Below are 12305 nucleotides of genomic sequence, written 5' to 3'. Positions count from 1 at the left end.
AAGATTTTCAACATAAGAAGGGAGAAATAAACAATGCAACAAACATCAAAAAAAGACGCGTATATCGCGCTCACCATTGCTACAGTTGCGATGGCGATTTCATTCATGGTCTGGGCTTCTTTATCCCCAGTTTCCAATCAGATTGCCGCGGAATTTGGTTTATCTGCTTCACAAAAAAGCTTACTTATTGCAACACCCGTACTTCTAGGCTCTATCATGCGGATTCCAATGGGGATTTTAAGTGATCGGTACGGCGGGAAGAAAATATACATTATCACGATGCTTTTCACGCTAATTCCGCTCGTTTTGATACCTTTCGCGAGCACTTATTTATACTTGATGCTTTGCGCGTTTTTCATCGGTATGGCAGGGACAACTTTTGCCATCGCGATTTCTTACGTTTCGACCTTTTTCCCAGCTGAAAAACAAGGCTTAATTCTTGGTATTGCGGGGATGGGTAACATTGGTAATGCGCTTTCTGGTCTTATTATTCCGCGTATAAATGCAAACTGGGGATTCGATTGGATTTACTATTCCTTGATGATTGCGATTGTGATTATTGTCGCTATCTTTGCTATTTTCGCGAAGGAAATGAAGCTCTCGACGGAAAAGAAAACGTTGAAGCAGTCGCTATCGGTTGTGAAGGATAAAAATACGTGGTACTTATCGCTGTTTTATTTCCTCACATTCGGTTCTTTCGTAGCGCTTAGCAATTATTTGCCAGCGTTTATGGGTGACCAATTCTCGATTGGGGCAGTTAACGCGGGGCTATTCTCTGCTGGATTTGCTGCAACAGCGACATTCATGCGTCCTGTCGGTGGGATTTTGGCGGATAAATTCAATCCAACGAAATTGCTGACAACCGGTTTTGCACTCGTTGCCGTGGCCGCGTTCCTGATTGCGTTCTCACTGACGCAGTACGGCATTTTCACGACACTTATCTTTATTACCGCGCTGATTGTTGGGCTTGGTAACGGGATTATTTTCAAAATGGTGCCGATGGTTTCAAAAGGAAATACAGGTGCAGTGACGGGATTCGTTGGTGCAGCTGGTGGACTAGGTGGATTTTTCCCACCGCTTTTACTCGGTATTATTAAACAAAATACAGGTTCTTATACGCTTGGATTTGTCTTGCTTGGCGTGTTTGCACTCGTTTGTCTTGTGACAGTCTGGGCTGTTTATTTGCGCAAACCAACCGTAACGACCTGATCTTAAAAAGGAAGACAGTGGAACTATTTCGCTGTCTTTTTTTTAGGAAATTCCGTACAATAGGGGTAGACTGGAATAGGGGGAAACGTAGATGAAAATGTGGATAAAAAGCAGTTTGGTTTTAGCGGTGTTATGTCTAGTTTTGGCTGGATGCGGCACGCCGGAACCGCAAACGATACATATTTCTGTGGCGGCGAGTTTGAAAGATGTGATGGATGACGTCAAGCCGCTGTATGAAAAAGAACATGATAACATAAAATTAGAATTTGATTTTGCTGGATCTGGGCAAGTTCGGGAGCGTGTGGAGAACGGTGCACCGATTGATGGTGTGGTACTCGCAAGCGCGGCGGATGCGGATACATTGTTGAAAAAGAAATTAATTAGCGAAAAACAGGAAATTGCTTCAAATACATTGGTTGCTGTGATGCCGAAAAAAAGTGTTCCAACCGGCGATATTAAAACAGAACTTGCGAAGGCGCGTGTGATTGCGATTGGCGATCCTGCTTCTGTACCAGCCGGAAAATATGCAGCGGAATTTTTGACGAAAGAGCAGTTGATGTCGGGCGTGGAATCGCGTTTGGTGAAGGCGAGTGATGTGCGTCAAGTGTTGGCGTACGTTGAATCTGGCAACGCGGATATTGGTTTTGTATATCAAACCGATGCGATGATTTCCAAAAAGGTGCAGACGGCTTATAAAATGAGCAACGCGTCGCACAGCCCAATTGGATATTACGTGGCGACAGTGAAAGATTCTGACGTGGCTGATGAGGCGTCGAAATTTATGGATTATATGGAAGGAACGCAAGCGCAGAAAATTTTGAAAAAGTATGGATTTGGAGCAGCGAACTAACGAGAAGTGAGCGCTTACACTGTTATTTTTACAGCGCTTGATGTATAGTGGAACTAGCTGAAATTTGTGGGAGAAGGAAGTGTTTGGCATGTTGGATAAACGAGTGGCGATTCGGGTGGAAGAGGCCCAGAAAAGATTGTTAGATAACGCGGTCATGCTTGGCGCAGAGCAGATTCAAACCGCAGACGCGAATGGTCGAATCTTGGCAGAAGAAGTCACCGCGACGATGGCGATGCCGTATTTCAGGCGTTCAGGCTACGACGGTTTTGCGATTCGCGCGGAGGACGATTCAAATTACCCGCGAACCTTTCAAGTCGTGGCGGACGTTCCTTGTGGCGCCGCGTACAATCACGATTTGCAGGAAAACGAGACCGTGCGCATCATGACCGGCGCCAAAGTTCCAGAAAACGCCGGCAAAATCATCATGTTGGAGCAGTCACGCGAAACCGGCGACGCGGCGACAATCACACTCATCAACACGCATAAAAATACAAACATCACAGAGCGCGGCGAAGAATTCGAGGCAGGCGCGCCATTACTGCAAGCGCATCACCATCTGAATCCCGGCTCCATCAGCTTACTCGCAGCATTCGGCATACCGACCGTGACCGTTTTCCGCAGGCCGCGCGTGGCGATTTTATCCACTGGTTCCGAGCTTGTCCAACCCGGCGAACCCCTACCAGACGGGAAAATTTTCAACAGTAACCATCTGATGTTGGCGGCGCTCGCGGCAGATGCAGGAGCGGAAGTCATTGCAGTCGAGCAAATCGAGGACGACCTAGCCTTGACGAAAAATCGACTCACTGATCTCGCGAAAAAAGCCGATCTCATTCTCACAACAGGCGGAGTTTCCGTCGGGGACTTCGATTTCATGGCGATTATCGCAAAAGAGGACGCCGAACTGCTCTACAACAAAATCCAAATGCGGCCCGGCAGCGTCACGACAGCGATGCGCTACGAAAACACGCTAGTCGCAGCTTTGTCCGGCAATCCCGGCGCCTGTTTCACAGCATTTCACCTACTCATCGCGCCAGTACTCGCCAAAATGAGCGGTGACATCGAAACCCAATTCACTTTTCAAAAAGCTAAAATGGGCGCGGATTATTCGAAAAACAACGCTTACGATCGCTTTTTACGCGGGCAATTATTATACGAAGCCGGCGAATTAACCGCGGTTCCCGTTGGCAGCGACATGTCGAGCGCGCTTGGCAATTTACACTTAACCGAATGCCTCATCAAAATCCCCAGCGGCAAAACAGGCAAAAATAAAGGAGAGGAGATAGAGATATGGCGATTATCCTCCAAATAACAGGATTCAAAAAAAGCGGCAAAACAACGCTCACGAATTGCTTTGTGCAGCAACTAAAAGCGCAAGACTACACGGTGGCAGTCATCAAACACGATGCCCATGCGTTCACCATCGACCATCCAGGCACGGATTCCCACTCGTTTCGTGAGAGCGGCGCGGATGTTGTCGCCCTATCATCCTCTTCCCAACATGCGATTATGGTGGATCAAGGCATCACGCTTCAGAACATGATTGCTCAACTGCCACCGACCGACGTGATTTTAATCGAAGGCTACAAAGAAGCGCCGTTTCCAAAAATCGTGATGGTGCGGGACGCAGAAGATATCACCACACTAGAATCTCTACCAGCAATCCATACGATGGCAACATTGCGCGACGATTTACCAGCCAACATTTTGAAAATAAGCACGCAAGCCGCACAAGTTGCCTTATGTCAGACAATAATCGAGGAATTTTTACAATGATAAATGTTAGATTACAGCAGGAGCCGATTGATGTCGGAGCCACATACCAAGAGTTAGTCAATGCCAGATTCGGCGCTGTGAACATGTTTGTCGGCACGATTCGCGAATGGACCGGCGACATCCAAACCGAGAAAATTCGCTACACAGCATACAAAGAAATGGCGATTAAAGAACTGTCCAAACTAGCACACGAAGTCGAGGCAAAATATGACGCCGATGTGGTCGTGATACACCGTTTAGGCGAGTTGGAACTGACCGATATCGCCGTTTTCATCGGAGTTGCCACACCACACCGCGCCGCCTCTTACGAAGGTTCCCGTTTTATAATTGAAAACTTAAAAAAACGCGTGCCAATTTGGAAAGAAGAAGTCGATACCGATCGTGTTCGTTGGGGAGGTGAGCGAGATGACGCCCATTAAGTTGTTCGCTTTTCTCGTCCAAAAAGCAGGAGTCACGCAACTAGAACTCGACCTTTCTGATTGCAAGACTGTCGCAGATGTGAGACAGTTAGTAAGTAAAGAAATCCCAGCGATTAGAGCCGACGTGGCAAAATGCATGATTGCGGTGAACATGGAGTTTCAGCCAGACGATTGCCTTTTAACAGACGTTTCAGAAATCGCGATAATCCCTCCAGTAAGCGGAGGATGAGATGAAGGAGCCGATAAAATGACTGATGAACTATCCCATTTTAATGACGAACAACGCGCCCACATGGTAGATGTAACGAAGAAAAGTGAAACCCAACGACGCGCGATCGCCGAAACGACGCTACATATGGAAGAAGCGACCTTGACGCGAATCAAAGACGGGCTAATCGACAAAGGTGATGTGCTAGCGGTTGCACAAGTAGCAGGAATCATGGCTACCAAAAAAACGAGCGAACTCATCCCAATGTGCCACCCAATCATGACGACGAAAGTTAACATCATGTTCACAGACGACGGCAAAGACCACTTAACGATCATCGCCGAAGTAGTGACGATTGGCAAAACTGGCGTCGAGATGGAAGCACTGACCGCCGTATCCGTGACCGCACTAACCGTTTACGACATGTGCAAAGCGATAGATAAAAAAATCGTCATTGAAAATACCCATCTTGTTGAAAAAACAGGAGGCAAAAGCGGAAAATTCCGTTTCGATAAATAACGATAGGAGGCAGGGATCATGCAACTATTAACCGATCGCTTTGGACGCGTCCATGATTATATCCGTATTTCCGTCACTGACCGCTGTAATTTACGCTGCGTTTACTGTATGCCCGACGAAGGTATGACATTCCTACCTCACGAAAAAGTACTGTCCAAAGACGAGATTGTAGACTTCATGAAAATCATGGTCGGCTTTGGCATTAAAAAAGTCCGCATCACAGGCGGCGAGCCACTTTTGCGAACAGACATTGTAGATATTATCGCGGGCATTAGCGCGCTCCCAGAAATCGAGGATATCGCCGTCACAACCAACGCGATGTACCTCGTCAAAAAAGCAGAAGCCTTGAAAGCAGCCGGATTAACCCGAGTCAATATCAGTCTAGATTCGCTTCAAGAAGACCGTTTCAAAACAATTACACGCGGCGGTCGATTGCAAAAAGTACTAGATGGCATTGCGAAAGCAGAAGAAGTCGGCTTTTTTCCAATCAAGCTTAACGTGGTCTTGATAAAAGGTCAGAACGACGATGAAATTCTCGATTTTCTGCAGTTCACGAAAGACAAAGATATTAATATCCGCTTCATCGAATACATGCCGATTGGTCACGCTGGCGATAGCTGGAAAAAGCAGTATTTGTCACTAGAAACCATTTTTGATGCCTGTAAAGAAGCTGGCTTAGCGTACCAACCAGTAAACTCGATTCGCGGCAACGGCCCATCAGAAAACTACCGATTAGAAGGCGCAAAAGGGACATTCGGCTTGATTCACCCAGTCAGCTCCCATTTTTGCGCAAGTTGTAATCGACTGCGTCTGACCGCGGATGGCTACATTAAAGCGTGCCTGTATTGGGATGAAGAAATGAATATCCGCCCGTTCATCGACGACCCAGAGAAACTAATGGCACTCGTACAAAAATCAATCGACAACAAACCAGAAAGTCACGAGATGGCGATTGCCCTGCAAGACGAAATGCAATCACACAAACCGACGACCCGGCGCATGAGCCAAATCGGAGGTTAATTAAATTCAGAAGAAGTCTGCACCCGTCTCGGAGGATGCAGACTTTCTTTTCATAGGAGTGAATAAAATGTCTGAAAAACCAAATATCGGCCTCATTATTGGAAGCAACCGCCCAACACGCGTCTGCCGTACAGTCGCTGAATGGGCGATGAAAGAGATGGAACACGACAAGCTGAACCTGAGCCTCATCGATCTCGCCGAAATAAATCTCCCATTTCTAGACGAACCAGAAATTCCAGCGCACGGTAATTATCAAAAAGAGCACACCAAAGCTTGGAGCGAATTAATCAAAGGCTACGACGGTTTCGTATTCATTTTTCCACAATATAATTGGGGCTATCCCGCTGTTTTGAAAAACGCCTTGGATTTTCTATACGACGAATGGCGCGGGAAACCAGTGAGCATCATGTGTTACGGCGGTCACGGCGGCTTTCAAGCAGCGCTCAGCATGAAACTTGTGACACAAGGCTTGCACATGTATAATATGGCAACCAACCCACCACTCGATATTTCCGATGAGATGTTCGATGAGCGCGGCCAATTTAAAAACATTGAGAAAGACTTCGCTCGCTATAAATTACCATTGCAGGCCGTCTCAGCAGAATTTGCTAGTATACTTGTACAATAATGAAATAGAAGCAATATAAAGAAGCAGTAACAGTTTGGCATAAAAGGCTGAACCGTTACTGCTTTTTTGTTGAATCCACAATAAAGCGTCACAAAATAGATACATTTCGATTCAATAAAGAAGAAATTCTGTGTTTTTTGTAAGGAACAAAGCTGTTAGAGTAATGGATGTAAGAGTCAGTATGATACTTACCTGAACGACAGCAACACATGTCATTTTTTAAGAATCATGGTAGAAAGGAGCAGTCATTAAGCAAAGGATTTCGATCAAAATAATACAAATAAGAGGAGCAAATTATAAAATGAATAAGAACATGAAGAAAATAGCAATGGTTTTAGTAGCAACGAATGTATTAGCAAGCACGATTATTACAGGATTACCACCTGTAGAGACACATGCGGCAGAGAACAAGCTAACAGGAAGTCTATTGACGGCTAGTCAGGGAGGTATTTTAAATCCAGTTTTAGTTGGAGACAAGACTATAACTGGGCATATCCCAAATGGCGCCGGACAATCTGTAACTGTTAGTGCGGGGGTTTATAGCTATCCTATTGATGACTCACGTAGAGATTATAAGTTGCTGGCAGTAACAGTAACAGCAGATGCCAATGGTGATTATGCAGCTACATTTCCAAAAACTACAAACGGTGGAACTAATGGATTTCAGTTAAATAGTTCTTGGGGATATCCATCAATCATCACCGTAGAAAGCATGGGGTATAAAGTAGAAACTGTTGTTAGAGAAAATAAAGATTATTCTGGTTATGTCAATAAATTTAAACTAGGGGACAAAATAATAAGTGGACATGTTGATAACGTTTCTAACCGGGATATAACTTTATCAGATGTGGATTCAGGTTACGGGGGATTAGGAACCCAGCGGGCTCAGGGAAGAATAGATGCAAATGGCGATTTTTCTATAACACTACCAGCAGGGGTTAAGTATGGAGATATTAGAATATCTGAAAATGGTGGAAGTCCACTTCTAAGAAGTATTCCGGATTCGGATAATTCAAACACCTATAATGCCACAGCTCTTGATGTTAGTGCATCAAGTATTAATACTACCCGTACATCTACAGGAAAATTAACTACAACTGTAGCTCCTTCATTCGTAAATCAGGCTGTCACTTTTGCATCTAATAATACCTCTGTAATTAACGTAGATGCAAATGGTAATTGGACAGCTTTAGCCACTGGTTCAGCAACGATTACAGTAACATCGGTTTCGAATCCATCTTTGACAAAGGTCATCCCCGTAACGGTCACTGCATCAGAGGTAGAGATCGCACGCACCTCGGTTAATAACCTATTCGTCAATGACAATCCAGGGAATCACATCAAAGAAGCAACGAACCAAGCAGCGATTGACGCGGCGCAAGCAAAAGTCAATGCGATTACCAACGATCCGACAGCCAAAACAGAACTGCAAGGCTATGTTACGAAAGCGCAAAATGAACTAAACACAAACAACGTAGCAAAAGCTACAGCAGATGCCCTATTTATCAACAACAATCCAACAAACAATATCAAACCAACAACAAATCAAGCAGCCATTGACGCGGCGAAAACAGCGGCAGGCAAAGTAACGGTTCCAACCAAACAAACGGAAATTAATGCTGAAATTGCGAAAGCCCAAACACAATTGGATGCCAATACAGACCAAACAGCGAAAGTAGCAGCCGCAGTCACGGCAGTCAATGATCTGTTCCTGGATAACAATCCAGCCAATCACATTAAAGCGTTGACAGATCAAGCAGCCATCAACGCCGCGCAAGCGAAAGTAAACCTTGTCACAGACCCAACGAAAAAAGCAGAATTACAAGGCCAAGTCAACAAAGCACAAACCGAATTAAACACGAATAATGCAGCGAAAGCAACAGCGGATGCGCTATTCATCAACAACGATCCAAATAACCACATTAAAGCCACAACGGATCAAGCAGCCATTGACGCAGCGAAAACAGCGGCAGGCAAAGTGACGGTTCCAACGAAACAAACCGAAATTAACGCGGAAATCGCTAAAGCACAAACAGAATTGGATGCAACGAACGCAGAAAAAGCACGCGAAGCAGCCGCAACCGTAGCCATCAATGATCTTTTCATTAATGACAACCCAGCCAACCACATCAAACCAACCACAGATCAAGCCAAAATCGATGCGGCGCAAGCAAAAGTCAACACGGTCACAGATCTAACCAAACGCGCAGAACTGCAAGTATTGGTAGACAAAGCACAAAACGAACTCAATACGAAAAAAGTAACAGATGACGCAACAGCGAGTGTAAACGCCCTGTTCGCCGATGCCCCAACGAATTCGGTGTTGAAAGATAGTACAACACAAGCAATGATTGACGCAGCGAAAGCAAAAGTCGACGCATTACCAGCGACAACACCAGAAAAAGCAGGATTAGCCGCTGATGTAGCGAAAGCTAATACGTTATTCAATCAAATCACACCAACAACCATCGGCGGATTAACGACAGATAGCACGACGGTATCCGGAAAAGGCGAAGCCAACGGCACGATTGTCATTAAAAATGGCGCAACAACCATTGCGTCTGGTAAAGTCGGCAGTGACGGTAACTACAGCTTCACGATTGCCAAACAACCCGCACTCGCAACCGTTACCGCAACCGTAACGAAAGCAAGTAACGGTAAAACAGCCAGCGCAAGCACGGTCGTGAAAGACGAACAAATCGTCCAAACAACCCTGGATACACTAACGATAGACTCCACAACGGTGACCGGTAAAGGCGAACCAAATGCCGATATCGTGATCAAAAATGGCGCGACAACGATTGCGTCCGGTAAAGTCGCAAGCGACGGCAACTACATGTTCTTCATTCCTAAACAAGCTGCCGGTTCGACGATTACAGCAAGCGTAACGAAAGCAAGCAACGGTAAAATCTCAACAGCAAGTCAAACAATCGCAGATACAACGATTGTTCAAACAACAATCAGTAGCCTAACAACAGATAGCACGAACGTATCCGGAAAAGGCGAACCAAACGCGGATATCGCGATTAAAAATGGCGCGACAATCATTGCATCAGGTAAAGTCGGCAGTGACGGTAATTACAGCTTCACGATCTCGAAACAAGCCGCAAATTCAACGGTTACCGCAACGGTAACGAAAGCATCGAACGGTAAAACATCGAGCGCAAGCAGCATCGTCAAAGACGAGCAAATGGTTCAAACAACACTCGATGCCATAACGGAAGATTCCACAGCCGTTAGCGGAGAAGGCGAACCAAATGCCAATATCATCATCAAAAATGGCGCGACAACGATCGCGTCTGGTAAAGTCGCAAGCGACGGCAGCTACATGTTCTACATTCCAAAACAAGCTGGCGGCTCGACGATTACAGCAACGGTCACAAAAACAAGCAATGGCAAAACCTCATCGGCAAGTCAAACGATCGCGGACACAGCGATTGTTCAAACAACGATCAGCAGCTTAACCACAGATAGCACCACCGTATCTGGAAAAGGCGAACCAAACGGCACGCTTGTCATCAAAAACGGTAGCACCACGCTCTCCACTGGTAAAATCGGTAGCGACGGCAATTACAGCGTCACCATTCCGAAACAACCCGCTGGATCGACGGTTACAGCAACCGTAACGAAAGCATCGAATGGTAAAACATCGAGCGCAAGTAGCGTTGTCAAAGACGACCAAATCACCCAAACAACGCTAGACGCTATCACAGTTGATTCCACATCCGTTAGCGGAAAAGGCGAACCAAATGCCGATATCGTGATTAAAAATGGCGCGACAACGATTGCTTCCGGTAAAGTCGCAAGCGACGGCAACTACCTGTTCTTCGTAACGAAACAAGCCGCCGGTTCCACGATTACAGCAACCGTAACGAAAGCAAGCAACGGTAAAATCTCGTCTGCGAGCCAAACGATTGCTGACACAACGATGGCCCAAACAACGATCGGTGCCCTCAACGTCAACAGCACGACGGTAACAGGAACAGCCGAAGCCAACAGCGCCATTGTCATCACAAAGAACGGTACAATCATCGCTTCTGGGACAGTTGGAAGTAACGGCCAATACCAACTAACGATGGCGAAACAAGTCGCAGGCTCCATCATCATCGCGACAGCAACCAAAGCAAGCAACGGTAAAACATCCACGGCAAGCACAACCGTCGCTGCGGTAGCTGCCGATTACAAACTAACAGCCAAAGACTACAAAATCGGTGACACTTCCCTAACAGGAACGTACGGTGCGAACATCGCGAAAGTTCGTCTGTTTGTAAACGGCGTACTGATTGTCCAAGGCGCAACAAGCAACGGCAACTACACGTTTGCGAACATCGCCAGCTACATCACCAAACCAACCGATAAAGTCGAAATCGCTGGTGTCGATGGCGGGTATGTCGAACGCGCACGCGTAGCCGTGAAAGTAACAGGAGATCCCGTCTACGATTACAGCCTAACAGCCAATGATTATACCCTTGGTGGTGCAACCATCACTGGGAAATACGGCAAAGACGTATCCAAAGTCCGTCTATGGGTCAACGGAACGGTTGTAGGTCAAGCAACAACGAACGCAGATGGCACCTACAGCATCGGAAGCGTCCCATCTTGGGTGAAGCTAAGCAGCGATAAAGTCGAAGTAGTCGGTGTGAATGCCGCCTACAAAGAGGTCGCACGCAAAACAGTCGTAACAAAAGGTGGCTCGATTCTTGATACAAGCCTTACACCAAACACGTATACGAAGGGCGATGCCAATCTGACTGGAACATTCGGAAAAGATATTAGCAAAGTCCGTCTGTTTGTGAATGGAGCTTTAGTCAAACAAGCAACAACCAACGGCAGCACATTTACCGTAAGTGACATCGCAAGCTTTATCACAAGCAAAGACGACAAAGTCGAAGTAGTCGGTGTCAATGCCCAATACAACGAAGTTAATCGCGTCACGGTGCCAACGGCAGGTTTTAGCAGCTTAGACAACGCCTTAACAGCCCCACCGACATACGTGTTAAACAGCAACACAAACAACATCACGGGCACGTACGGTTCTAACGTATCTAAAGTTCGCTTACTAGTGAACGGCGTCGTTGTGAAACAAGCCGTATCATCTGCGGGCACCTACAGCTTAAATGGCATTGCCGACTATATTAAACAAACCACAGACCTAGTAGAAGTGGTTGGCGTCGATGCCCAATACAAAGAAGTCAATCGCAAGACCATCAGCGTCGAAAACAATCCTATCGTCAAAGATTACACGCTGACAATGGATGGAGCTGCCTACACGATTGGCGCTAAAACCATCACAGGAAACTACGGTAAAGATATCGCTTTCGTGAGACTAGCTGTTGATGGCGTCAACGTCAAAACAGCCGTTCTCAATAACGGTGCCTATACAATCAACGGCGTGGACGGATCTGTCACAGACGGCACGCACTTAGTAGAACTTGTAGCAGCAGACGCAGGTTACAAAGAAGTGAAACGCATCACAGTTACAGTCAAATAAACAACATTTAGAAGCAAACGAAAAAGATCAAAATCGAGAAACATGATTTTGATCTTTTTTTTCGGTTCTATAATAAATGTTGGGGTAGAAATTAATCTGCCTCAACATTTTTTTGTTCTCATTTCAAGACAAAAAAATACACAGTAATATCAACATCCGTTAAGATAAAAGTGACGAAACCCAATCCA

10 protein-coding genes are annotated in these 12305 nt (G+C 45.9%); all 10 read left to right on the top strand.

Annotation, left to right across the window (positions count from 1 at the left end):
• Positions 1 to 33 precede the first annotated feature (33 nt).
• The 10 genes from HPK16_RS12280 (at position 34) to HPK16_RS12235 (ending at position 12117) form a co-directional block, all read left to right on the top strand.
• On the top strand, positions 34 to 1209 hold the full coding sequence (locus HPK16_RS12280) for a nitrate/nitrite transporter (protein ID WP_181677239.1): 1176 nt from the start codon (positions 34 to 36) through the stop codon (positions 1207 to 1209).
• Between the two features lie 97 nt (positions 1210 to 1306).
• Positions 1307 to 2059, top strand: coding sequence for a molybdate ABC transporter substrate-binding protein (gene modA, locus HPK16_RS12275; protein WP_425487935.1), 753 nt, complete (start codon positions 1307 to 1309; stop codon positions 2057 to 2059).
• A gap of 88 nt (positions 2060 to 2147) precedes the next feature.
• The gene (locus tag HPK16_RS12270; RefSeq protein ID WP_181677237.1) at positions 2148 to 3368 is read left to right on the top strand and encodes a molybdopterin molybdotransferase MoeA; all 1221 of its coding nucleotides are present in this window, start codon (positions 2148 to 2150) and stop codon (positions 3366 to 3368) included.
• Positions 3347 to 3832 carry a molybdopterin-guanine dinucleotide biosynthesis protein B gene (mobB, locus tag HPK16_RS12265; protein ID WP_181677236.1) on the top strand — a complete coding sequence of 162 codons (486 nt, stop codon included), beginning with the start codon at positions 3347 to 3349 and terminating at the stop codon, positions 3830 to 3832. Before HPK16_RS12270 ends, mobB begins: the two co-directional genes overlap by 22 nt.
• Positions 3829 to 4251, top strand: a complete 423-nt coding sequence (locus HPK16_RS12260; protein WP_181677235.1) for a molybdenum cofactor biosynthesis protein MoaE — start codon at positions 3829 to 3831, stop codon at positions 4249 to 4251. The genes mobB and HPK16_RS12260 overlap by 4 nt, the downstream gene beginning before the upstream one ends.
• Complete coding sequence (gene moaD, locus HPK16_RS12255; protein WP_181677234.1) at positions 4238 to 4480, top strand: molybdopterin converting factor subunit 1; 243 nt, start codon at positions 4238 to 4240, stop codon at positions 4478 to 4480. The genes HPK16_RS12260 and moaD overlap by 14 nt, the downstream gene beginning before the upstream one ends.
• Before the next feature lie 18 nt (positions 4481 to 4498).
• Positions 4499 to 4978: a cyclic pyranopterin monophosphate synthase MoaC gene (gene moaC, locus HPK16_RS12250; protein ID WP_181677233.1), complete on the top strand. Its 480-nt coding sequence runs from the start codon at positions 4499 to 4501 to the stop codon at positions 4976 to 4978.
• Positions 4979 to 4996: 18 nt separating this feature from the next.
• The gene (moaA, locus tag HPK16_RS12245) at positions 4997 to 5998 is read left to right on the top strand and encodes a GTP 3',8-cyclase MoaA (RefSeq protein ID WP_181677232.1); all 1002 of its coding nucleotides are present in this window, start codon (positions 4997 to 4999) and stop codon (positions 5996 to 5998) included.
• 67 nt (positions 5999 to 6065) lie between these two features.
• Positions 6066 to 6626 carry an NADPH-dependent FMN reductase gene (locus HPK16_RS12240; protein ID WP_181677231.1) on the top strand — a complete coding sequence of 187 codons (561 nt, stop codon included), beginning with the start codon at positions 6066 to 6068 and terminating at the stop codon, positions 6624 to 6626.
• Between the two features lie 301 nt (positions 6627 to 6927).
• A complete protein-coding gene (locus tag HPK16_RS12235) occupies positions 6928 to 12117 on the top strand; it encodes a toxin Cry1Ac domain D-VI-related protein (RefSeq protein ID WP_181677230.1) in 5190 nt (1729 codons plus the stop codon).
• Positions 12118 to 12305: the final 188 nt, after the last annotated feature.

It is taken from the genome of Paenilisteria rustica, from assembly GCF_013820765.1.
GTDB lineage: Bacteria > Bacillota > Bacilli > Lactobacillales > Listeriaceae > Listeria_A > Listeria_A rustica.
This window is presented reverse-complemented; position numbering and strand designations above follow the sequence as displayed.

Excerpts from the sequence above, each read along its gene's own strand:
- HPK16_RS12235 (WP_181677230.1), top strand. The coding sequence starts at position 6,928 with ATGAATAAGAACATGAAGAAAATAGCAATGGTTTTAGTAGCAACGAAT.
- moaA (WP_181677232.1), top strand. The coding sequence starts at position 4,997 with ATGCAACTATTAACCGATCGCTTTGGACGCGTCCATGATTATATCCGT.
- modA (WP_425487935.1), top strand. The coding sequence starts at position 1,307 with ATGTGGATAAAAAGCAGTTTGGTTTTAGCGGTGTTATGTCTAGTTTTG.
- HPK16_RS12280 (WP_181677239.1), top strand. The coding sequence starts at position 34 with ATGCAACAAACATCAAAAAAAGACGCGTATATCGCGCTCACCATTGCT.
- moaC (WP_181677233.1), top strand. The coding sequence starts at position 4,499 with ATGACTGATGAACTATCCCATTTTAATGACGAACAACGCGCCCACATG.
- HPK16_RS12240 (WP_181677231.1), top strand. The coding sequence starts at position 6,066 with ATGTCTGAAAAACCAAATATCGGCCTCATTATTGGAAGCAACCGCCCA.
- moaD (WP_181677234.1), top strand. The coding sequence starts at position 4,238 with ATGACGCCCATTAAGTTGTTCGCTTTTCTCGTCCAAAAAGCAGGAGTC.
- mobB (WP_181677236.1), top strand. The coding sequence starts at position 3,347 with ATGGCGATTATCCTCCAAATAACAGGATTCAAAAAAAGCGGCAAAACA.
- HPK16_RS12270 (WP_181677237.1), top strand. The coding sequence starts at position 2,148 with ATGTTGGATAAACGAGTGGCGATTCGGGTGGAAGAGGCCCAGAAAAGA.
- HPK16_RS12260 (WP_181677235.1), top strand. The coding sequence starts at position 3,829 with ATGATAAATGTTAGATTACAGCAGGAGCCGATTGATGTCGGAGCCACA.